This is a genomic window from Kitasatospora sp. NPDC004289 (assembly GCF_053602875.1).
This window is the reverse complement of the sequence record NZ_JBSGEL010000101.1, coordinates 1-19,603: the sequence shown is the minus strand read 5'-3', so window position 1 is coordinate 19,603 and position 19,603 is coordinate 1. Positions and strand designations below refer to the sequence as shown.

Genomic DNA, 19,603 nt, shown 5'->3' with positions numbered 1-19,603 from the left:
GCCGCGAGGGCACGCCGGCGCCGCGGCGACGGCGGGCCTCCAGCAGCGAGGCGCCCAGGAAGAGCAGCACGGCGACGGCCGCCGCCCCGTAGGCGGCGGCCTGCTGGCCGTAGATGGTGCTGTAGAGCCGGGAGACGATGTCGTTCCCGGAGAGGTTGACGGTGCCGCTGGCACCGAGGATCTGCAGCATCGCGCCGTTCCAGCCGAGGTTTCCGGCCAGGGTGACCACGAAGGCGGGGACCCCGACCTTGGCGAAGAACAGGCCCTGGACCACGCCGACCACGGTGCCGCCGGCGATGGCGACCAGCATCGCCACCCAGGCGTTGACCCCGTGGGTGACGTTCAGGACGGCGAAGATCGCCGCGCACAGGCCGCTGACCGAGCCGACCGACAGGTCGATCTCGCCCAGCAGCAGCACGAAGACCACGCCGATCGCGATCATCCCGGTGCCGACGATCTGCTGCGAGAGGTTGGAGAGGTTCTGGGCGGACAGGAAGCTGGAGTCCAGGCTGCCGAAGACGGCCCAGATCACCACCAGCGCCAGCACCACCGGCAGCGAGCCCAGCTCGCCGCTGTGCAGCCGCCGCCGGAACTCGCCCAGGTAGCCGCGCAGGCCCTCCTGACGCACGATCAGCCGGGGGTCGGTCGCGGGGGTGGCGTTCGGTGCGACCGGGACGGGTGCGTTGACGCCGCCCTTGGGCATCCGGTCCTCGGGGAGCGGGCGGCGCTCACGGCCACCGCCGGGAGTCTGCCCGTTCATGGCGAGCCCTCCGTGCCACGGGCCTGCCGGCGGGTCACCGCGTTGTCGGTGGCGCCGGTGATGGCCGAGATGATCTCTTCCCGGGTGGTCGAACGGCGGTCGAAGACACCGTTGTTGCGGCCCAGCCGCAGCACCGCCACGGTGTCCGCCACCGCCATCACGTCCGCCATGTTGTGGCTGATCAGCACCACGCCCAGGCCCTGCTCGCGCAGCCGCTCGACCAGGTCCAGCACCTGCGCGGTCTGCTCCACGCCGAGCGCGGCGGTCGGCTCGTCCAGCAGCACCACCTTCGGCGAGCCGATCAACGCCCGGGCGATGGCGACCACTTGGCGCTGGCCGCCGGAGAGCGAGGCGACCGGGATCCGCACGCTGGGGATCCGGATGGACAGGGTGTCCAGCAGCGCCCGCGAGCGCTGCTCCATGGCCACCTCGTCCAGGATCGTGAAGCGCCGCAGCTCGCGGCCGAGGAAGAGGTTGCCGACCACGTCGAGGTTGTCGCACAGCGCCAGGTCCTGGTACACGGTGGCGATGCCCAGGTGCTGGGCGTCCTGCGGTCGGTGGATGGCGACCGGGCGCCCCTGCCACTCGATCCGCCCGTGGTCCGGCTGGTGCACCCCGGCGATCGCCTTGACCAGCGTGGACTTCCCGGCCCCGTTGTCCCCGACCAGGGCCACCACCTCCCCCGCCCCGACCTCGAGCTCGATGTCGGTCAGCGCCTGCACGGCGCCGAACCGCTTGGAGACCTCGCGCAGGGCCAGTACGGTCTCGCCCGTCATGACGGCCCGTCCCCTACTGGAGGCCGGCTGCCTTGCAGGCGGCGGCGTAGTCGGGGGTGCAGATCTTGTCGACGGAGTAGAGGCCGTCCGCGACCACGGTGGTCTTGATGTTGTCCTTGGTCAGCACGACCGGGGTGATCAGGTCGGCCTTCACCTGGTTGCCGCTGCCGTTGGTGACCTGGACGGGCAGCAGCGCGGCGTCCGGGGTCTTCCCCTGGGCGAAGTCGACGGCCAGCTGCGCGGCCTTGTCCGTCTCGGGCTTGAAGGGCTTGTAGATCGACATGGTCTGGGTGCCCGCCAGGATCCGCTGGACGGCGTCGAGTTGGGCGTCCTGGCCGGTCAGCGGCACGCTCAGGCCGGCCGCCTTGAGGGCGGTCGCGATGCCGGCGGCCATGCCGTCGTTGGCCGAGTAGACGCCGACCACGTTGGAGCCGCCGATCGCGGTGATCGCCGCGGCGGCCTCCTGGTTGGCGTTGTTCGGGTCCCAGTTGGGCGTGTCGTACTCCTTGCCGACCTTCAGCTTGCCGTCGATCGCGCTGTGCGCACCGGCCTTGAAGTCGGCGGCGTTCGGGTCGGTGGGCGAACCGTTGATCATCACGATCGACCCGGCGCCGGCCTTGTCCCCGACGGCCGTCACCAGGGCCTGGCCCTGGAGCTCGCCGACCTTGCGGTTGTCGAAGGAGACGTAGGCGTCCACCGGCCCCTGGGCCAGCCTGTCGTAGGCGATCACCTTCACGCCCGCGTCGTGCGCCTTCTGCACCGAGGACTGGATCGCCTTGGCGTCCACCGCGTCCAGGATCAGCACCTTGTCGCCCTTGGTCAGGGCGGTGTCCACCTGGGTCTGCTGGGTCGTCGCGTTCTCGTTGGCGTTGTAGTAGTCGATCTGGGCCTGTGGGGCCAGTTCCTTGATCTTCTGCTCGATCAGCGGCCGGTCGAACTGCTCGTACCGGGTGGTCTTGGTCTCCGGCAGCAGCAGTCCGATCCTGACCTGGCCGCCGCTCGCCGAGGAACCTCCTCCCCCGGTGGACTGCTTGGCCTCGCCGCAGGCACTGAGACCGAGACCGAGACCGAAGGTAACCACTGCCGCTGCCGCACCCGTGCGGCGGAGCCGACTGCTCATGACGGAGCCTCTTCACTTCGGGGCCGCCCCCACCACCCAGTGTCACCCCGTCCCGGCTACTCAGCGAAACCACCCTTGGGGTGACGGCACCGTCCGCCTCCTCCCGTCACTCCCGGTGACCATCACTGCAACCGTTCCGGGACGTCCCCGTAGCCGTCCGGTCACCTCCGGCGGGCAGAACTCCCCCCACGACCGGTTCTCGCTACGGGGGTAAGCGATGGGACGAAAGCTGGTTGCCCTGTGCGCCGCGGCACTGCTGGCGGCCACCGCCGCCTGCGGTCCGTCCGGCGACGACGGGCCCGACCGCCACCGGGTGCTCCTGCCCGAACCGGCACCGGCCTCGGCCGCCTGGATCCTGGAGGCCGTGGCCTCCGTCCCTCCGCCCACGCGGTGCCCGGCACCGACCCCGGCGACGCTGGGCGTGCTCGACTCCGACGACCGGGAGCACCGGTACGTGGTGGCCTTCTGGCTGGTCGACGACGTCGACGTCTGCTGGGTGGTCATCGACCCCTCGGGCGACCGCGGGATCGGGCGCGGCCCGATCGACGGTCTGGCCACCGAGCAGCCCGCGCCCGCCGACCAGACCCCGGGGCACGACTCCTACGCCTTCGCCGTCTTCCCCGGCCGCGTCGACGGCCTCTACGCCACCGGCACCGACCACCTCCTCGGCCCCCTCCACAGCCGGGCGGTCGACCTCGGCGGCGGACGCTACGCCACCTTCGCCTCCTACGGCATCCACCTCCCCGAGAACGGCCAGTCCGTCACCGTCCACCTCTGCCCACCGCCCGGCGGCTGCCGCGAGGGCGGCGTGGCCCATCTCAACGGAGCGGCGCCGTCCGCACCCTGACGGCACGTCACCCGGATGTCGCGCTACGGCCGGAGCCGCCCCGCCAGCGGCAGGTGGTCGCTGGCGGTGGCGGGGAGGGTCCAGGTGTCGGCGGACAGGCCCCGGGTCAGCACATGGTCGATGCGGGTAAACGGGAAGGCGGCGGGCCAGGTGAAGCCGAAACCCGTACGGGCCAGGCCGAGGTGCTCGGTGAGCGGGGCCAGGGCGTGGTCGTCCGGTGCGGTGTTGAGGTCGCCCAGCACCACCACCCGCGTCAGCGGCTCGGCCGCCACCGCACGGCCGAGGGCCCTCAGGTTGCCGTCGCGGTGGCCGGTGGTGAAGCCCGTGAGGTGCGGGCGGACGGAGTTCAGGTGGGCCACGTAGACCGCCAACGGCCCGAAGGGGGTGCGGACTTCGGCCCGGAGCGAGCGGTTCCAGCCGGGGTCGATGACCAGCCGGCCGGCCTCCGCCAGCGGGTGGCGGCTCCACAGGGCGACGGTGCCGGAGCGGATGTGGTGCGGCAGCTCGGCGCCGAGCGCGTCCCGGTAGGCCGGCCAGGTGGCGTCGGTGACCTCCTCCAGGGCCACCAGGTCCGGACGGGCCGCCAGCAGGGTGCGGGCGGTCCCGGCCGGATCCCGGTTGTCGGCCGCCACGTTGTGGGTGACCACCGTCAGACCCTCGCCGCCCGCCACCGCCTGACCCGCCGTCAGCAACGGCCCGAACATCACCACCCAGACCACCGCCACCACCCCGCCCGCGCAGGCCGCCGACGGCGCCCGCCGCAGCGCGGCCCACCCCAGCAGCCCCACCGCCACCACCGCGCTCCACGGCAGCACGCTCTCCCACAGACTCCGCAGCCCGAGCCCGAGGTCCGGCAACCACCGGTGCCCCGCCAGCGCGAGCGCCGTCACCACCCCCAGCCCCGCCGGGACGAGCCCTCGACGCCACCGCGCCGGCCGGGCCCGCACTGCCCGCACCGGAGGCGGCGCCGCCTCCGCCTCCGCCTCCGCCGTGCCCGCGCTCATCCGGCGGCGTTCGGAAGCTTGTCCGGGCAGGTCCCGCCCGGGGTGGTGAGCAGTTCGTAGTGCCAGACCTCGTTCGAGTAGACCTGGCACAGCCCGTACTTGGGGCCGTACTGGGCCATCCAGTACGCGGCGTCGGTCGGCCCGACATCCACCGCCTTGCCCGCCACGTGGGTCGAGGAGTCCGGGGTGTTGACGAACCGTCGGGCCCGGTCCAGGCTCCCGTGCTCCACCACCGCACGGTCCAGCAGCCCCTGCTGGTAGTCGCGGCTGCGCCAGCCCGAGGTGACGCCCACCTCGATGCCCTTCGCCCGGGCGTCGGTGGCCGCCTTCCGCAGCGCGGCCAGCAAGGCGGCGTCCAGCTTCCCGACCGCCGGGGCACCGTCGTCGAACGGGCTCAACCTCGTCCCCGCCGGGACCGCCCCGTCCTCCGGCCCGGACGACCCGCCGCCGACCATGGCCGCGATCCCACGGAACCCCGCCGCCCCCGAACCGGCCACCCACACCCCAACGGTGCTCAGCACCGCCAACGCCACGGCCCCCACCACCAACCGACGCCTGCCACCCATCCCGTACTCCCGTCCTCGTCCGCCTGCGTTGCCGGAGCCATTCGACGGGAGCGGGTGTTATGAGGACGTACGCGCGGGCCGATACGTTTTCGATACGCCTCCTCCCACCCCTCACCCTCGCCCACGCCCTCCCCGACCCACCCCCGAACCCCTCCAGCGGGCCGATACGTTTTCGATACGTCCGATGAGGTCCAATGGAGCCCGCAGGGGAACGTGGGCAGCGCAGACGGGAGAACGGCACGTGCGGGTCCTGGTGGTCGAGGACGAGCTCTACCTCGCCGAGGCGGTCCAAGCCGGGCTGCGCCTGGAGGCGATCGCGGCCGACGTGGTCGGCGACGGCGACGCCGCGTTGGAACGGCTCGCCGTGCACGCGTACGACGTGGTCGTCCTCGACCGCGACATCCCCGGCACCCACGGGGACGAGGTCTGCCGGATCGTCGTGGAGCGCGGCCTCGGCTGCCGGGTGCTGATGCTCACCGCCGCCGCCCGGCTGGGCGACAAGGTCGGCGGCTTCGAGCTCGGCGCCGACGACTACCTCACCAAGCCCTTCGACCTGCCCGAACTCGTCGTCCGGCTGCGCGCCCTGGCCCGCCGCCCGGCCGAGTCCGCACCGCCCGTGCTGGAGCAGTCCGGGCTGCGGCTGGACCCGTTCCGCCGCGAGGTCTACCGCGACGGGCGCTACGTCGCGCTCTCCCGCAAGCAGTTCGCCGTGCTGGAGGTGCTGATGGCGGCCCGGGGCGGGGTGATCAGTTCCGAGGACCTGCTGGAGCGGGCCTGGGACGAGAACGCCGACCCGTTCACCAACGCCGTCCGGATCACCATCTCCGGCCTGCGCAAGCGCCTCGGCCACCCCTGGGTGATCCACACCGTCCCCGGCGTCGGCTACCGCTTCGGCGAGCCCGAGCCCGAGGACGGCACCGAGTGAACCGTCCCGCCGCCACCGCGCCCCGGCCCCGGCGCCTGACCGCCCGAATGCGTCTGACGCTCAGTTACACCCTCTTCACCCTGGCCGCCGGGACGCTCTCCCTCGCCGTCATCTACGTCGGCATGAAGTACGTCCCGAACTACCCGCTGACCTCCTCCAACCCGCGCTACCGCTCGGACGCGCCGTCCCGCCAGCAGATCCTCACCACCCTCCTGGTGGCCGGTGGTTACGCCCTCGCCCTGATGACCGCGGTCGGCCTGGTCGGCGGCTGGTTCATCGCCGGGCGGGTGCTGCGGCCGCTCAAGGACCTCACCGGTGCGGCCCGCCGCGCCGCCTACGGGGCGCTCGGCCACCGGGTCGCCCTCACCGGGCCGCGCGACGAGTTCACCGAACTCGCCGACGCCTTCGACGAGATGCTGGAGCGCCTCCAGCACTCCTTCGAGGCCCGGCAGCGCTTCGCCGCCAACGCCTCGCACGAGCTGCGCACCCCGCTGGCCATCAGCCGCACCATGCTCCAGGTCGCCGCGGCCGACCCGGACGGCCAGGACTGGGGACGGCTGGTCACCCGCCTCCAGGACACCAACCAGCGCGGCATCGAGATCACCGAGGCCCTGCTCGCCCTCGCCGAACTCGACGAGTCCCCACCCGAGTTGACCCCCACCGACCTGGCCACCGCCACCCGCGAGGCCCTGGCCACCGTCCGCGCCGAGGCCACCGCCCACGGCATCACCATCACCGCCACGCTCGACCCCGCACCCACCACCGGCAACCCGGTGCTGCTCCGTCAGGCCGCCCTCAACCTCCTGCAGAACGCCCTGCGCCACAACCACCCCACCGGCGGCACCGTCACCCTCACCACCGGCCCCCACCCCTCCGACCCCACCCACGTCCGACTGACCGTCACCAACACCGGCCCCTCGCTCACCCCCGAGACCGTGGCCACCCTCACCGAACCCTTCCTCCGGGCCCGCGGCCGCACCACCGGCACCGACCCCACCCGCCGCGGCCACGGCCTGGGCCTCACCATCGTCAGCGCCGTCACCACCGCCCATCACGGCACCCTCCACCTCACCCCGAACCCCGCCGGCGGCCTCCACGCCACCCTCGACCTGCCGGCCCTGCCCGGGCCCCGGCAGGCCTGACCGCGGTCCGCGCCTCAGCCCCCGCTGGTGACACTCTTCTGTCGAGCTCCCGCCGAGGCGGTGGCCCCGCCCGGCCCGTCGAGCAGGGCCCGGTCCTCCTCCGTCAGGCGCAGGGCTCCGGCGGCGATGTTCTCGGCGAGGTGCGCCGGGTTCCTGGTCCCGGGAATGGCCAGCACGTGCGGACCACGGTGGAGGGTCCAGGCGAGCCGCACCTGGGCCGGCGTCGCACCGTGGGCCCGGGCGACCGTGCGGACCCGCGCGTCCTGCTCCTGACCGGCGGCCGCCTCTCGCCGCAGGCCGGAGACGGCGAAGAACGGAACGAACGCGATGCCCTGTTCTCGGCACAGGTCCACCAGTCCGCTCTCGTCGGCGCGACGCCAGTCCAGACCGTAGGAGTTCTGCACGCAGACCACGGGCGCGATCGCCAGGGCCTCGGCAACGTGCTCCGGCCGGACGTTGGAGAGCCCCAGGTGCCGGACCAGACCAGCCTCGCGCAGCTCGGCGAGGGCGCCGAAGTGCTCGGCGACGGAGGCCATCTCGGGCCCGTTGCGGCGTAGGTTGACCACGTCCAGGTGGTCCCGGCCGAGCTGGCGCAGGTTGTCCTCGACCTGGCCGCGCAGTTGGTCGGGCCGGGCCATGGTGAACCACTCCCCGGACGGGTCGCGCCCCGGGCCGACCTTGGTCACCACGACCACCTCGTCGTGCCAGGACGCCAGTGCCCGGTTGATCAGCTCGTTCGCGGACCGCAGCGGGGCGAAGTAGAAGGCGGCCGTGTCGACGTGGTTGACGCCCTCTTCGAACGCGCTGTGCAGCAGTCGGACGGCGGCGTCACGGTCGATCGGCGTGTCGTCGGAGTTGCCCATCATGCCGTTGCCGGTCAGCCGCATCGCGCCGTAGCCGACACGGTTCACCTCCAGGTCCCCGAGCTTCCAGGTCCCTGCCGCTGCCGCTGTGCTCATCCCGCTCCTTCGCCTGTCAGTTCGTCAGGTGAAGGAGTATGGGGTGGCCGGCCAGTCCTGTGACAGACCGACAGGCTGGGCGAAACGTCACATCCGGATCGGGAACGACCCGCCACCGTCCAGCCGTTGGAACTGTCGAGAGTCGTTCGGTCGCGACGTCGCACATCGGGACAATCCGTCGGCTCACGGCCCACCGGGGGGCACAGTACGCTGAGGCGGTGCTGCTCCCCACCGTCCCGCGCACCCGCCTGCGTTCCGCCGAACAGCCCGCCATCGAGACGCCGTTCGGCCCGTTGACCTTCGCCACCTCGGTCGGTACCGCCGTCCTCCCGTCGCAGCCCGACGAGCTGTTCCAGCTGCCCGCCGACCGTACGCTCGCCCGCTGGGTGACGTCCGAGGCCCACGTCGAGCTGCTGCTGACCCCGTACGACCCCGAGCTGGACCCCACCAACTGGGGCCCCCTGACCGGCTGCCGCGCGGCAGTCTGGCGGATCGACGCCCTCGCGCCGCTCCGGCGGGTGCAGTTCTCGGCGCGGCTCCCCGTGCCGCTTCCGGACGGTGCCGACGGAGGGTACGACGGGGGGCAGGCGCTGGCTGCCGTCACGGTGGAGGACGCGACCACCCGGCTCACCATCGGGGGCAACGACGAGGAGGCGATCTGCTGCGCCGCCGGGACGGGAGAAGTACCGCCCCGGTGGGCCGCGCTGATGGAGGAGGTGTACCGGTACTCGTTCAGCGGGTGGGGCGTGGACTACCACTCCCCCAATGGCATGTCCTGGACGCTGCCCCCGCTGGAGGCCGGCGAGCACTGTGAACTCCCCGTGGTGGCGGCCTGGGCCCCGGCCGCCGACGAGACCGCCAACACCTGGTACGCCGTCATGCCGTCACCGACAGTCCTGCTGAGCCAGGTCACCGCCGAGCCGGCCGACCGGACCGCCGCTCCGGGTGAGCACTGATCCACGGCCCGGCCCCGTGGCCGACCGCACGGCCCGGCGTTCGGTACCGGTTCTCTCCGTTCCTTCCCTGCCCCCGCCGCACGGCGAATGCCTCGTCGCTGTGCTCGCCGTGGGCCTTGCCGGCAGGGGGATCTGACGGGGCGACAGTGAGCCCGGGTGCCGTTGGACCGTGACGGCTCGTTCCTGCTCGCCAATCTCAGTGTCGGCGGTCTGACCCGGTGACGACGTCCAGGAGTCCCTCGCACCCGATGTACTGATCGCCGCGGTCGCCCAGGTCCGCGATCCCGACGGAGCGATGCTGGGTACGAGCTTCCTGGCCACCGACACCCTGCTGATCACCTGCGCGCACGTGCTGGCCGACGGTGGCTACGGCCCGGGGGACGCTGTCCGACGGGTCGGGTGCTCAAGGAGGGGTGGCGCGCTCCAGCGAAGCAGGACATCGGCCTGGTCCTCCTCGCCGAGGGACGCAAGAGCGATGAAATCGCCGCGACCTTCAGGGCCGTGGCCCTCTGGTCAGGCATCCGCAACAGCCCCTCGGCTTCGGATGTATGACGGGGCAGGCGAGCCGTCGGCGGCGGTGAAGGCCGTTGCCGCGCCCACCGCGCCGGTGTGGCCGGTGAGGGCGGCGCTGCGTCTGGGGCCAGTCGGCTGCACTGTCCCTTGACATCTGGTCAGATCGCCTCGATCCGGACGAAGCCGAGGTTTCGCAGTCCTTCGGCCTGGCAGAGCACGTCTGAGGCCCCGCCAACTTCGGTCTGGAGCAGCTGGTAGGTGGCGCCGTTGAGGGCTCCCCATCTCATGGCCGCGCGCCAGAGTCGTCGGCCGTGTCCTTGCCCTCGGCGCTCCGGCAGCACCGCGAAGTACTGCGGGAGCAGCCGGAGGCTACCCCGGTTGTCGAGCAGCGTCTCCATCGGGCCGATGGCGCCGCAGACTTGGCCGTGCTCGACGGCGACCAGTACAGGACCAACAGCGCGGGACTTCATCTGTCCGTGAAGGAATTTGAAGCCCTCGCCCGCCATCTTGTCGGCGAAGAGCGTGAAGGTGGCCTGCACTGCTGGGGTGTGAGTGTCGAGACTGCTGATCTCGGGCACCGGCACTGTGGGGTGGTCGGCCGTGAACTCGCGGAGCTGTATCCGGGTGCAGGTGCCGCCGGTGGCCGTCGTCTCCGGTGGCAGGAAGCTCACCATGCGCGCTGAGACGGCTCCGTGGGTCGTGGCCAGTTTGGCCGCGAGCTCGGCGGCCTGGCCGATCCCCTCGCTCCGGTCCCCGTAGACGTGGACCTTGACAAGCCCGTTGCCCTGGTGAGTGATGGTGGGGATCAGCACCACGTCGGGCCGGTGCACCAGGTCGAGCAGGAGGAGTTCCTCCTGCTTGGTGGCGGACCACCGCTTGTCCTTGTCGTACGGCAGGAACGCGCCCCTGCTTCCGGCCATCGCGACCACGTCCGCGAACAACTGCGGGGTCAGACTGCGCGGGTGGACGGGGCCCAGGGTCGGCACGTAGGGCACGGTCATGGCTGTACTCAGCCAGTCCCAGTCAAATCGCATGTGTGGAAGGCTACTTACTGGTGGCCGGCAGGCCCCGGTGACAGGGCCTGCCGGGTTGCACCGATCGCTAGAACGGGTTGTCGTCGCCTGCGTTGCAGGAGCACTTCGTGGACTCGGCGAGCACGTCCAGGTCGTCAACGAGCTCGATCTCGTTGACGCCGGTGCGGGTCGTGCCGAGCTGGATCAGGGCAGTGGGGTTCATGCGGACACCTCCTCCCGGGGTCGGCCGTGCTGGCAGTAACTTGCCAGTGGTGCCTTCGCCTCCTGGTAGAGCTTGGCCATCGGCCGGCAGACTCCGCAGGAGCCGGACAGCTGACAGCCGGAACACCCACCGGTGCGAAGCATGAGGGAATCGGCGATGGCGCCGAGCTTGCGCAGCCCGTCCACGCCTTCGGCGATCAGGTCCACGTTCGGGTCGCGCCCCACCTTGCAGATCGAGGCGGCACCGTACGGGTCGGAGTGGAAGAAGGTGTGGCCCGCGTTGCAGCCGGAGAACACCTTGCGCTGGCGCAGGTGCTTGGCCGACTGGGCCGGGAGGCTCTCGGCGCCGCCGTAGATCGTCGGGGCCATGTTGACGTAGGAGTTGTGCTCCAGGCCCCAGTTCTCCGCCATGGCGACCATGGCCGCTTCCTCGTTGGCGGAGTGCTCGGTGACCACCAGGTTGAGGCGCATCGGGATGGCGGCTTCCAAGGCCGCCGCCATGCCCTTCTGGAAGGTGGCGAAGGAGCCCTTGCGGCGGGTCAGCCCGTCGTAGCTGGCGGCACTCGCGCCGTAGACGCTGACCACCACCCGGTAGGCCGGCATCCTGGTCAGCGCGTCCAGGATCTTCGGCTGCCACAGCCGGGAGCCGTTGGTGGAGACCGTCACCATCATGCCGAGCTCGTTGGCCAGGGTGTAGGAGTCCACGAAGTCCCGGTCCACCGTCGGCTCACCGCCGGTGATCTGAAGCCACAGCACCCCAGCCTCCTGCATGGTGCGCAGGAGCTGCTCCTTGCCCGCCATTGGCAGGCCCTCGAACTTCTTCTCGCCGAGGTAGCAGTGCTCGCAGTCGTAGTTGCAGCCGAGGTTGATCTCCCACGACGCCCGGCTGTACTGCGGATCGGTCTTCGCCCTCATCAGCAGGTACTCCGCCGCCGGTCGGCCCGGCGCCAGCTCCATGGCCCAACGCTGCCGCGCCGCCTTCAACAGCCAGGCCGGGGCGGGCAAGCCCGCCGCCGTCGTGCACTCCAGTTCCTCGAACTGGCTTGTCGGGACCTTCATCCCGGCCGTACTGCCGGGAAGGACGATCAGGTGATCGTCCAGGAACCGGCTGCCAATCAACTTGTGCATGGTGGTGCCGTCCTCTCCCCGAGGGTGCCTTGGTGCCCGCTCCAACCCGGGGTCACTGGCAGGGGAGCCTGCGAACGTCACGGGCTGGAGCGGGAGTTCAGCGGATTACTGCGGGCCTTGATGGGGCGGGAGTAGCCGGTCTCTGGCCGGGGCGGCGTCGAAGCCAGCCACTCGGCTCTCCTTGTTCAGCGGTCCAGCATCTGAGGGCCAGGTGGAGCCCTCCGACGGCCAATCCGGCAAGCAGAAGGGCCCCGATCTCGATAGGCGTCGTTCGGGTGCCCCGGAAGTCTTCCGGGGCACCCGAGACTCCGTCACCTGGTCTCCCGCTCCGGCATCCGGGACATTCGGCTGGTGATCTGGTCCGCCTCCAGGTGAACCAAGGCGGCTCCCTCTCGGTCGGCAACGACTGCCCAGAGGTCCTCGCCCTCGATGAACTCGTCCCCCGAGATGTCCGTCCTGTGTCCGTCCGGGGAAACCCGGTACACCTGGAGGGTCATCCGGGATTGGGCGGCGCCGTACTTCTGAGCCATGGCTACCTCCGGGCACACTGGCGCTGGGTCAGGTGTCCAGTCAGCGAAGATTGAGATCGGCGTACGTGTTTTTTCCGTACGGCTCCAAGTTGCAGCCCCACTGGAGCGACAGAGCGTCGACCACCTGAAGGCCGCGGCCCGACACGACGAAGGGGTTACGGTCGTCGGTGATGATGCGTCCCGGAAGCGCGCGGGAGCCGTCACGGACATGTATCCGTATGCAGTCCGGGCGAAGAAGCTGTACGCCGAGCCCTAGCTTGGTCAAGCAACCTGTCTTGATGGAGTTCGTGACCAACTCGCAGGCCACCCAGGCCGCATCGTGCACGGACCTGAAGCCCCAGGCGCTCAGCGTCTCGGAGACCTTGGTCCTCGCCGCGCCGGCCGAAGCCAGAAGGCAGGGCAGCGAGAAGAGCTGCGTCCTTGCTTCGATGACCTCGGGCCGGGAGGGCACCAAGTCGCCTGCCGTGAATGCTGCTTGCGCGGTCATGGCCATGTGATCCCTCCTCTGCCGCTGGACGCTCGGTCACGACCTAGAAGCTAGGGGTAGCGAGGAGGAGGGTTCCATCATCTTGCACGGTCTTGCATGGAATCACCCGAGAGAGACGACAGCCTCTCTGACCAGCCCACGTGCGGCCTCGCCGTGTACGGCCATCGAGGACAGGGTCTTGAATGCCTTCCCGTACAGGGCGATCTCGCTGGGCGCGGTGATCGTGAGGTTGGCTGACAACGTCTCGGCGATGACCTGCTCGTCGTCCAGCATCGTGAACGCTTCGAGGGGCCACATCTTTCGGGGCGCGGCGAACGGGATGATGCCCAGACTCACGCGGGGAAGCTTCATGACTTCCACGAAGCGAGCAAGCTGTGCCAGCATCGCCGGCCGATCGCCGAACGGGTAGCGGAGGACCGTCTCCTCAAGAACGATGGCGAAGCGAGTCGTGCCCTCGGTCAGCAACCTGCCGCGTGCGAGCCGCGCGGTCACAGCATCCGTGACGTCGTTCGGAGTGCCCTGGAAGTCAGTGAAGGCCCCCATCAGGGCCGTGGCGTACTCGCGGGTCTGAAGGATTCCAGGGGCGACGTTGGAGACGTAGATGCGACACAGGGAGGTGCGCTGAAGTAGAGACTTGAAGTCCTCCTGAGACCGGCGCATCCCGTCCCGGTGGACCTTCTTCCACTCCATGTACATCGAGTCCGCTGCACGGCTTGCCGCGATGATGTCCGCGGCCCGGTCCTCCGCGCCACAGGCCGAACACCAAGCTCGGATATCTGAGTCCGAGGGTGGCGTCTTGGCGTGTGCGATGCGCGAGACCTTCGCTTCGCTGAAGCCGGTCCGACGAGCTACCTCATGACCGGTGATCCCGGCATCGCGCTGAAGGTCCCGGAGTCTCTCGGCGACGGCCGCACGGGCTGCTTGAGCGCTCGAAGACGGGGAGATGGCCATGAGGTAGCTCTTCAGCTTTTCGACGGATCAGATGGAGTACTTCTCGTGCGGCGTAGCCCGACGCCAGACATGCTCGAAGGCGTTCGCGCACAGCGACGCCACCTCCGGCTCCGTCGTGAAGTCCTCACCCAGGTACTCGCCATCGCCGGAGAAGTGCCCGAAGCGCACGACCTGACCGTCGATCAGCCAAAAGTCGTTCCCGGGAAGCGCGATGTCCGACGCTTGACGACGGGCCAACCAGCGGACCTCTTCACCGGCATCGATGTTGACCTGAGTAGCCGCGTGCTCGTAGCGGATGTAGTCCGTCACCGGCTTGGAGACAATCCGGGCCCGACGAACGGATACCCCGCGCAAAACCAGCTCACTGATGATGGCGACCCACGGACCCCAGTAGTGCGAGTCCGGGTCAACGTCCCGTTCGCCGGTCTGACGCCACCGCTCGAAGTCCTCGGCTTCGTCGGAGACTCCGTAGGCGTCACGCATCTCAAGGTGGACTGCGCTGACCTGCGCGCCCTTGAGGAGTTCGATGAAGTCAAACTCGCTCTGCGTCATCGCACGCCTTCCTCAGAAGCGCCACCATCCGGCGTGGAATCCTGACTACCGTCTCGTGGCCGGGGATCGTGTTGTCGTGGTCGGGCCCGTGGCCGGCCTCCAACACCTTCGACAAGAGCTCGGCGTCCGCCGTGTACCCCTGGATGATGATGTCGCCGTCCTCGTCGTCGACCCACACGGTCGGACTGTTCGCTGTGCCGGTGTCCGGGTCGACCCCCACGAACCGTACTGCCACGACTGCCCCTCCTGTCACATGGCTTGCTCGATCCTGCACCGTGACTTGCTCAGGCCATCGTGGCGCGTACACGTACGGGCTGTCCCCGCTTTCGGCCAACCCGTGAGCTGACCTTCGGCCAGCCGCCCGGCGGCCCGCCGCAGGTCACTCAGAGTCGGCACCAACTCAGCACGGGCCGGCCCCGGCAAGGACTTGCCCACCGGGCCGGCCGTTTCTTCATCAGCGTTCTGGGCGGGGCGCCCGGCGCGGGGCGTACGCCTACCCGGGTGATCTCCGCTCTGCGGAGGCCGGTCGGCCGTGCCCACACCCCTACGCTGAGGGCCACCCCGCTGAGAGGAAGTACGGGATGCGCCCCGTCCGCGTGACGCTCGCCCTGGGCCTGGCCGCCGCCTCGGTGGCGGCCCTCGGTGCGGCCGCCGACCAGCCCGACGAGGCCGGCGGCGTCCGGGTGCCGGGCGAGTCCCTGCTGCTGCCCGCCGATCCGCTGACCCAGCGTCAACTCCACCGCACCACCGACGCGGTGCAGGACTGGGCCGAGTCGGGCCTGCCCGGCAGCGGCGGCTACGCGGGCACCGTGATCGATGCCGCGGCCGGGCGCGCCCAGGTCTACTGGAAGGGCGAAGTGCCGGGCGAGATCCGCGAGTTGGTCAGCCGGCTGACGCCGCCCGGGCTGGCCGTGGAGCTGCGGACCGGGCGCTACTCCCGGGCCGAGATGACGGCGGCGGTCGAGCGCTTCACCGGACGGGCCGCGCCGGACTCCTGGACCTCGGCCGGGCCGAACGAGGACGGCAGCGGCATCACCGTCACCCACGATCCGGCCACCGCCGAGCGCGACGCGAAGACCGCCCGGACGAGCCTCGCCGAACGGGCCGCCGCCCTGGCCGGCCTGCCGGTGACCGTCCGGGCCGCCGGCCACGCCGTCCCGCTCTCCGGCGGGCGCCAGGGCGACAACTCGCCCTACTACGCGGGCTCCCAGGTCCGTACCGACAAGGCGGCGTTCTGCTCCACCGCGTTCACAGGTTGGAAGGGCTCGGCCAAGGTGGTGCTCACCGCCGCGCACTGCGGCCCGGGTCGCTACTACAACGGCTCGGACCGGTACGTCGGCGACCGGATCGCCGCCAACGAGGGCTTCGACGTCGGCCTGGTCGGCATCAACGGCGACGGTTCCGGCCGGGTGTACGACGGCTCCTGGTCCGACACCCGGGGCACCTCCCGCCGGGTGTACGGGCCGGGCCGCAACAACGTCGGCGACCTGGTCTGCCTCAGCGGCGCCCAGACCGGATGGACCTGCGACGTGAAGGTGACGGCGGTCGACGTCCAGGCCAAGGGCGCGGACGGCTCCGTCACCAAGCCGGTGGACGTGGCCGAGTCGCGCGGCGGCGACCACCGCCCGATCGTCGCCAAGGGCGACAGCGGCGGACCGGTGCTCGCCAATCCCTACGGCGCGGAACAGGACATGGAGGCCCGCGGCGTCGTGGTGGCCGGCGGCTCCTCCAGCTCGGTCACCTGCCCGCCCCGCTCCACCGCCACCCCGACCACCTGTTACTGGCAGGTCCTCTACGTCCCGATGACCCCGATCGTCCGCGACCTGGGCTTCTCGCTCTCCTGACCCCGGCCCGTGTTCCCGAACGGCACGTCCCCGCACCGGGGCTGACGGACCGTGTAGGGTCCCGGCCATGCCCCTCTCGGCCGTGGTCTTCGACTTCTTCGGCACCCTCACCCCGAGCACTCCCACCGCGGTCTGGGACGAGCACGCGGCCCGCAGCGCCGCTCCGCTCGGCATCCCGCCGCACCTCTGGCGGCGGGCTCTGGACGCGTCCTTCCCGGAGCGGGCCACCGGTGCCCTCGGCGATCTCCCGCAGACGATCCGCACCCTGGCCGGCCGCTGCGGAGTGGAGCCGTCCGAGCGGGCTCTGGCCGAGGCGGTGGCGGCGCGGCTCGGCGCGCAGCGCGAGCTCTTCGTCCTCCGCGAGGACGCGCTCGACACCCTGGAGCGACTGCGCGGCCTGGGGCTGCGGACCGGCGTACTGACCGACTGCTCGGTGGAACTCGCGGATCTCTGGGCGGAGTTGCCGCAGGCACCCCTGGTGGACGCGGTGGTGTTCTCCTGCCGGGAGGGGCTGCGCAAGCCGGCCCCGGAGCTGTTCCGCCGGATCGCCGCGGCGGTCGGCGCCGCACCGGCGGACTGCCTCTACATCGGCGACGGCGGGGGCGGTGAGCTGACCGGCGCGAGCGGGCAGGGCATGACGGCGATGATGCTGCGCGCCGACGACTGGGCGGCCAACGACGCCCACTCCCGCGAGGACGACTGGCCCGGCCCGTACCTCCCCTCGCTCTCCGCCGCCGTGGCGGCGGCCACCGCCTGACGGCCCGCCACCCGCACCGCACGGCCGGGATCAACCCGCGCCTCCACCACCACACCGCCCCGATGCGGCATCGACGTCCGTCGATCACCACCGCACGCTGGACACCACCGGAGCGGGTCTCACCAGAGCTGGATGCTCCCGGGCAGGGGTGTGGTACCGGTGTGGTCCGCCGTACCGACGGTCGGCGGGGCGACGGCCCGGACGGCCGCGAGGACGTCCAGCGGGTGGAAGGCGTAGTACATGGTGTCGAAGGCCAGGCCTTGGGCGTCGGGACGTCCCCGGGTGAGGACCAGCAGGCGCCGGTAGGCACGCCCGGGACGGCCGATGGCCGCGGCGCGGGTGGTGGCGGTCTCCAGGACCAGGAGCTGCGAGGCCGAGACACCGGTCCGCGATGCGAGGGCGTCAACCCGCTGGACGGCGTCCCAGCCGATCCTCCGGCTGCGCAGCAGCGGGGTCCGCAGGACGATCGCGTCCGGTTCGACGGTGATCCTCACTGGCCGGACGGCGTCCGGCAGACCGACGCCACCGACCACGAGCATCGGACCCCAGAAGAAGCCGAGAACGAACAGGTAGGTCAGCACCTCGGCCACCGTGAACTCCGCCGGCAGCCAGAAGGTGCCCTCGAACACCCCGAAGGCCAGCAGCCAGAACACGAACCAGCCCAGGACGAACACCGCCGACGCGACCACCTTCGTCCAGAGTCTCCGGTTCAAACGCAGCACGAAAACGTTGGTCATCGTTGGCCCCCCCGTGGATGATGCGACCAGGATGACGAGCCCGAGTCCTCCTGGCAAGGGTCCTCGGCCGCCTTCGTCGTCACCTCCGCCTCGCCCCGTGTCCGCCTCGCCCCGCGACGGATCGTCACCGGATCCTCCGCCGCAGCCTGCTGGAGGTGCACCTCTGCACCTCCAGCGAGCCGCACCGGGCTCCGGCCAGACCCGGACGGACCCGCCCGGACCGAGCCGCTACAGCATGACGAGCAGCTTGGTGCCCGGGACCAGCTTGCGGTTGACCGAGGTGGACTGGACGAAGACGGTGAAGTTCGGGTTGTCGCCCGGCTTCACGGTCGTCTCGGTGGCGGGCAGGCCCAGCAGGCGGCGGGCGGCCGGGCCGGAGAACACCCGTCCGGTCATCCGGCCGGTGGTCGGGTCCTTCTCCGCCACCGCCAGCTGCTTGCGGGGCTGGATCTTCTCTCGCTTGGAGAGCTCGTAGTAGGCGCAGCCGGTCTTGTACGGGTGCCCGGCGGCCGTGACGAACTGACGGATCGGCAGCTGCTCGTCGACCGGGACCAGGATGTACTTGCCCGCGTCGAGGGCGTCCAGGTTCGCGCTGACGTCGGCGGCCTTGAGGTCCTGGCCCATGGCGAAGAGGTTCTTGGTGCCGCGCACGCCCTTCTCGCGGCCGCGCAGGAAGCTGGTGGCGGCCGACTTGACGGTGCCGATCGCCTCCTCGACGCCCTGGGTGGAGTCGGCGTCCCAGATCGCGATGTTCCCCGCCGGGAAGCCGTACTCCTGGGCGGTGCGCTTGGCCAGCGAGTTGGGCACCAGGATCGCGGAGGTCCAGTGCTCGGGGAGCTCCTCCATCGCGGTGTGGATCCGCTCCGTCCAGGAGCGCAGCACGGCGGTGCCGGTGCCGCCCTTCTGCCGGACGTGCATCTTCCCGGACTCGGAGAATCCGGACGCGTTCTCCTCGCCGTCGGTGACGACGACCTGGAGGAAGGAGTGCTCGCCGTACCCCTCCCAGATGTTCTTCAGGTCGTCCACGGATTTCACCGCGGCCTCGATCAGCGCGGTCGCGCCGTTCTCCACCCGGTAAAGGCCCTTGAGCGCGGGAAGGTGCTTGACGTCCATGTCCCAGACGAGATTGTGCACCTCGTGGTCGAATGCGTAGAGGCTGATGCGCGTCTCGTGCCCGAGCCGGTCGGACTCCTCCTGGAGGCCCTTCACGAACTCGTCCACCACGCGGATCAGTTGGGCCTCGTGCTGGTGCATCGAACCCGACTTGTCGACCACCAGGGAGACGTGGTTGACCTTGTGCTTGATCCTGCTGACGGACATGAGGATCCCCCAATTCGACGGTGCGTTGGAAACGCGACTCGGGCGCCTTTCCGGCGTTCCCTTCAGCGTTGGTTCCACTTTACGGCCGAGCACTGACAGAAACGGCTCGCCGAATTCCCCGCGGGAACAGCAGCAGCGGCGTCGCGAGGACCAGCGCACCGGCCAGCCCGAGCGCCGTCCGGACGCCCAGCACGCTGCCGAGCACACCCCAGCCGGCCGTCAGGAACGCGGTCGCGGCGCGGGTGGTGACCGACCAGGCGGAGAGCACCCGGACGGTGTGGCCGGGTGCGGTCCGACGCAGCCGCCAGGTGGCGTGCAGCGGGTTGAAGACGGCGCAGCAGACGATCAGACCGCCCTCGACGACCGTCACCAGCAGCAGACCGCCGGTGCCCGGGCCGACTCCGGGCCGTCCCGGGAGCGGGGGCGGCCGTCCCGGGGGTGCCGGCCGGGGCCGTCCCGGGGGCGCGACCCGGGGCCGTCCCGGGAGGAGAATG

Annotated in this window: 22 protein-coding genes and 1 pseudogene; 6 read left to right on the top strand and 17 right to left on the bottom strand. The window is 70.9% G+C overall.

Going from position 1 to position 19,603, the window contains the following annotated elements:
- The 3 genes from ACWEPF_RS36725 to ACWEPF_RS36715 all read right to left on the bottom strand — a co-directional run.
- A partial coding sequence (locus tag ACWEPF_RS36725; RefSeq protein WP_452176033.1) for an ABC transporter permease subunit occupies positions 1–760 on the bottom strand: 760 nt, incomplete at its 3' end.
- Positions 757–1,536 (bottom strand): ATP-binding cassette domain-containing protein, encoded by a 780-nt coding sequence (locus ACWEPF_RS36720; protein ID WP_345288149.1) that lies wholly within the window; start codon positions 1,534–1,536, stop codon positions 757–759. The genes ACWEPF_RS36725 and ACWEPF_RS36720, both read right to left, overlap by 4 nt.
- Before the next feature lie 13 nt (positions 1,537–1,549).
- Positions 1,550–2,656: a sugar ABC transporter substrate-binding protein gene (locus tag ACWEPF_RS36715; protein ID WP_452176032.1), complete on the bottom strand. Its 1,107-nt coding sequence runs from the start codon at positions 2,654–2,656 to the stop codon at positions 1,550–1,552.
- A 217-nt stretch (positions 2,657–2,873) separates the two neighbouring features.
- Here ACWEPF_RS36715 and ACWEPF_RS36710 point away from each other — a divergent pair, with 217 nt between their 5' ends.
- Positions 2,874–3,503 (top strand): hypothetical protein, encoded by a 630-nt coding sequence (locus ACWEPF_RS36710; protein ID WP_452176031.1) that lies wholly within the window; start codon positions 2,874–2,876, stop codon positions 3,501–3,503.
- 23 nt (positions 3,504–3,526) lie between these two features.
- Here ACWEPF_RS36710 and ACWEPF_RS36705 read toward each other — a convergent pair whose 3' ends face one another.
- Both ACWEPF_RS36705 and ACWEPF_RS36700 read right to left on the bottom strand, forming a co-directional pair.
- Positions 3,527–4,507 carry an endonuclease/exonuclease/phosphatase family protein gene (locus tag ACWEPF_RS36705; RefSeq protein ID WP_452176030.1) on the bottom strand — a complete coding sequence of 327 codons (981 nt, stop codon included), beginning with the start codon at positions 4,505–4,507 and terminating at the stop codon, positions 3,527–3,529.
- On the bottom strand, positions 4,504–5,073 hold the full coding sequence (locus tag ACWEPF_RS36700; RefSeq protein ID WP_452176029.1) for a M15 family metallopeptidase: 570 nt from the start codon (positions 5,071–5,073) through the stop codon (positions 4,504–4,506). The genes ACWEPF_RS36705 and ACWEPF_RS36700 overlap by 4 nt, the downstream gene beginning before the upstream one ends.
- Before the next feature lie 241 nt (positions 5,074–5,314).
- Between ACWEPF_RS36700 and ACWEPF_RS36695 the strand changes: the two genes are divergently transcribed.
- Positions 5,315–5,998 carry a response regulator transcription factor gene (locus ACWEPF_RS36695; RefSeq protein ID WP_452176028.1) on the top strand — a complete coding sequence of 228 codons (684 nt, stop codon included), beginning with the start codon at positions 5,315–5,317 and terminating at the stop codon, positions 5,996–5,998.
- A complete protein-coding gene (locus ACWEPF_RS36690; RefSeq protein ID WP_452176027.1) occupies positions 5,995–7,140 on the top strand; it encodes a sensor histidine kinase in 1,146 nt (381 codons plus the stop codon). The genes ACWEPF_RS36695 and ACWEPF_RS36690 overlap by 4 nt, the downstream gene beginning before the upstream one ends.
- 14 nt (positions 7,141–7,154) lie before the next feature.
- On the opposite strand, the gene ACWEPF_RS36685 is transcribed toward ACWEPF_RS36690, so the two are convergent.
- On the bottom strand, positions 7,155–8,099 hold the full coding sequence (locus ACWEPF_RS36685) for an oxidoreductase (RefSeq protein WP_452176026.1): 945 nt from the start codon (positions 8,097–8,099) through the stop codon (positions 7,155–7,157).
- Positions 8,100–8,317: 218 nt separating this feature from the next.
- On the opposite strand from ACWEPF_RS36685, the gene ACWEPF_RS36680 reads away from it, so the two are divergent.
- On the top strand, positions 8,318–9,055 hold the full coding sequence (locus ACWEPF_RS36680) for a hypothetical protein (RefSeq protein WP_452176025.1): 738 nt from the start codon (positions 8,318–8,320) through the stop codon (positions 9,053–9,055).
- 671 nt (positions 9,056–9,726) lie between these two features.
- Here ACWEPF_RS36680 and ACWEPF_RS36675 read toward each other — a convergent pair.
- The 8 genes from ACWEPF_RS36675 to ACWEPF_RS36640 all read right to left on the bottom strand — a co-directional run bounded on the left by ACWEPF_RS36675 (position 9,727) and on the right by ACWEPF_RS36640 (position 14,686).
- Positions 9,727–10,602: a GNAT family N-acetyltransferase gene (locus ACWEPF_RS36675; RefSeq protein ID WP_452176024.1), complete on the bottom strand. Its 876-nt coding sequence runs from the start codon at positions 10,600–10,602 to the stop codon at positions 9,727–9,729.
- A 67-nt stretch (positions 10,603–10,669) separates the two neighbouring features.
- Positions 10,670–10,804 (bottom strand): hypothetical protein, encoded by a 135-nt coding sequence (locus tag ACWEPF_RS36670; protein WP_452176023.1) that lies wholly within the window; start codon positions 10,802–10,804, stop codon positions 10,670–10,672.
- Positions 10,801–11,931 (bottom strand): radical SAM protein, encoded by a 1,131-nt coding sequence (locus ACWEPF_RS36665; protein ID WP_452176022.1) that lies wholly within the window; start codon positions 11,929–11,931, stop codon positions 10,801–10,803. Before ACWEPF_RS36665 ends, ACWEPF_RS36670 begins: the two co-directional genes overlap by 4 nt.
- A gap of 311 nt (positions 11,932–12,242) precedes the next feature.
- The gene (locus ACWEPF_RS36660) at positions 12,243–12,461 is read right to left on the bottom strand and encodes a hypothetical protein (RefSeq protein ID WP_452176021.1); all 219 of its coding nucleotides are present in this window, start codon (positions 12,459–12,461) and stop codon (positions 12,243–12,245) included.
- Positions 12,462–12,501: 40 nt separating this feature from the next.
- The gene (locus tag ACWEPF_RS36655; protein WP_452176020.1) at positions 12,502–12,954 is read right to left on the bottom strand and encodes an ATP-binding protein; all 453 of its coding nucleotides are present in this window, start codon (positions 12,952–12,954) and stop codon (positions 12,502–12,504) included.
- A gap of 96 nt (positions 12,955–13,050) precedes the next feature.
- On the bottom strand, positions 13,051–13,899 hold the full coding sequence (locus tag ACWEPF_RS36650; RefSeq protein ID WP_452176019.1) for a helix-turn-helix domain-containing protein: 849 nt from the start codon (positions 13,897–13,899) through the stop codon (positions 13,051–13,053).
- A 27-nt stretch (positions 13,900–13,926) separates the two neighbouring features.
- Positions 13,927–14,451: a DUF6879 family protein gene (locus tag ACWEPF_RS36645; RefSeq protein WP_452176018.1), complete on the bottom strand. Its 525-nt coding sequence runs from the start codon at positions 14,449–14,451 to the stop codon at positions 13,927–13,929.
- On the bottom strand, positions 14,432–14,686 hold the full coding sequence (locus ACWEPF_RS36640; protein ID WP_452176017.1) for a hypothetical protein: 255 nt from the start codon (positions 14,684–14,686) through the stop codon (positions 14,432–14,434). The genes ACWEPF_RS36645 and ACWEPF_RS36640 overlap by 20 nt, the downstream gene beginning before the upstream one ends.
- A 346-nt stretch (positions 14,687–15,032) precedes the next feature.
- Here ACWEPF_RS36640 and ACWEPF_RS36635 point away from each other — a divergent pair, with 346 nt between their 5' ends.
- Together ACWEPF_RS36635 and ACWEPF_RS36630 are read left to right on the top strand one after the other, a co-directional pair.
- Positions 15,033–16,295, top strand: coding sequence for a hypothetical protein (locus ACWEPF_RS36635; protein ID WP_452176016.1), 1,263 nt, complete (start codon positions 15,033–15,035; stop codon positions 16,293–16,295).
- A gap of 67 nt (positions 16,296–16,362) precedes the next feature.
- Positions 16,363–17,052, top strand: coding sequence for an HAD family hydrolase (locus tag ACWEPF_RS36630; RefSeq protein ID WP_452176015.1), 690 nt, complete (start codon positions 16,363–16,365; stop codon positions 17,050–17,052).
- A 119-nt stretch (positions 17,053–17,171) separates the two neighbouring features.
- On the opposite strand, the gene ACWEPF_RS36625 is transcribed toward ACWEPF_RS36630, so the two are convergent.
- The 3 genes and pseudogenes from ACWEPF_RS36625 to ACWEPF_RS36615 all read right to left on the bottom strand — a co-directional run.
- Positions 17,172–17,765, bottom strand: coding sequence for a hypothetical protein (locus ACWEPF_RS36625; protein ID WP_452176014.1), 594 nt, complete (start codon positions 17,763–17,765; stop codon positions 17,172–17,174).
- Positions 17,766–18,017: 252 nt separating this feature from the next.
- Positions 18,018–19,109, bottom strand: coding sequence for a VWA domain-containing protein (locus ACWEPF_RS36620; protein WP_452176013.1), 1,092 nt, complete (start codon positions 19,107–19,109; stop codon positions 18,018–18,020).
- A gap of 79 nt (positions 19,110–19,188) precedes the next feature.
- Positions 19,189–19,509 (bottom strand): annotated as a pseudogene (locus ACWEPF_RS36615) (MFS transporter); the annotation flags it as partial.
- Positions 19,510–19,603 lie beyond the last annotated feature (94 nt).

What these genes read in the sequence shown, in the direction of transcription:
- ACWEPF_RS36700 (WP_452176029.1), bottom strand. Translation starts at nt 5,073, where the DNA reads ATGGGTGGCAGGCGTCGGTTGGTGGTGGGGGCCGTGGCGTTGGCGGTG.
- ACWEPF_RS36665 (WP_452176022.1), bottom strand. Translation starts at nt 11,931, where the DNA reads ATGCACAAGTTGATTGGCAGCCGGTTCCTGGACGATCACCTGATCGTC.
- ACWEPF_RS36655 (WP_452176020.1), bottom strand. Translation starts at nt 12,954, where the DNA reads ATGGCCATGACCGCGCAAGCAGCATTCACGGCAGGCGACTTGGTGCCC.
- ACWEPF_RS36630 (WP_452176015.1), top strand. Translation starts at nt 16,363, where the DNA reads ATGCCCCTCTCGGCCGTGGTCTTCGACTTCTTCGGCACCCTCACCCCG.
- ACWEPF_RS36710 (WP_452176031.1), top strand. Translation starts at nt 2,874, where the DNA reads ATGGGACGAAAGCTGGTTGCCCTGTGCGCCGCGGCACTGCTGGCGGCC.
- ACWEPF_RS36635 (WP_452176016.1), top strand. Translation starts at nt 15,033, where the DNA reads ATGCGCCCCGTCCGCGTGACGCTCGCCCTGGGCCTGGCCGCCGCCTCG.
- ACWEPF_RS36675 (WP_452176024.1), bottom strand. Translation starts at nt 10,602, where the DNA reads ATGCGATTTGACTGGGACTGGCTGAGTACAGCCATGACCGTGCCCTAC.
- ACWEPF_RS36705 (WP_452176030.1), bottom strand. Translation starts at nt 4,507, where the DNA reads ATGAGCGCGGGCACGGCGGAGGCGGAGGCGGAGGCGGCGCCGCCTCCG.
- ACWEPF_RS36660 (WP_452176021.1), bottom strand. Translation starts at nt 12,461, where the DNA reads ATGGCTCAGAAGTACGGCGCCGCCCAATCCCGGATGACCCTCCAGGTG.
- ACWEPF_RS36685 (WP_452176026.1), bottom strand. Translation starts at nt 8,099, where the DNA reads ATGAGCACAGCGGCAGCGGCAGGGACCTGGAAGCTCGGGGACCTGGAG.
- ACWEPF_RS36620 (WP_452176013.1), bottom strand. Translation starts at nt 19,109, where the DNA reads ATGTCCGTCAGCAGGATCAAGCACAAGGTCAACCACGTCTCCCTGGTG.
- ACWEPF_RS36720 (WP_345288149.1), bottom strand. Translation starts at nt 1,536, where the DNA reads ATGACGGGCGAGACCGTACTGGCCCTGCGCGAGGTCTCCAAGCGGTTC.
- ACWEPF_RS36670 (WP_452176023.1), bottom strand. Translation starts at nt 10,804, where the DNA reads ATGAACCCCACTGCCCTGATCCAGCTCGGCACGACCCGCACCGGCGTC.
- ACWEPF_RS36645 (WP_452176018.1), bottom strand. Translation starts at nt 14,451, where the DNA reads ATGACGCAGAGCGAGTTTGACTTCATCGAACTCCTCAAGGGCGCGCAG.
- ACWEPF_RS36650 (WP_452176019.1), bottom strand. Translation starts at nt 13,899, where the DNA reads ATGGCCATCTCCCCGTCTTCGAGCGCTCAAGCAGCCCGTGCGGCCGTC.
- ACWEPF_RS36715 (WP_452176032.1), bottom strand. Translation starts at nt 2,656, where the DNA reads ATGAGCAGTCGGCTCCGCCGCACGGGTGCGGCAGCGGCAGTGGTTACC.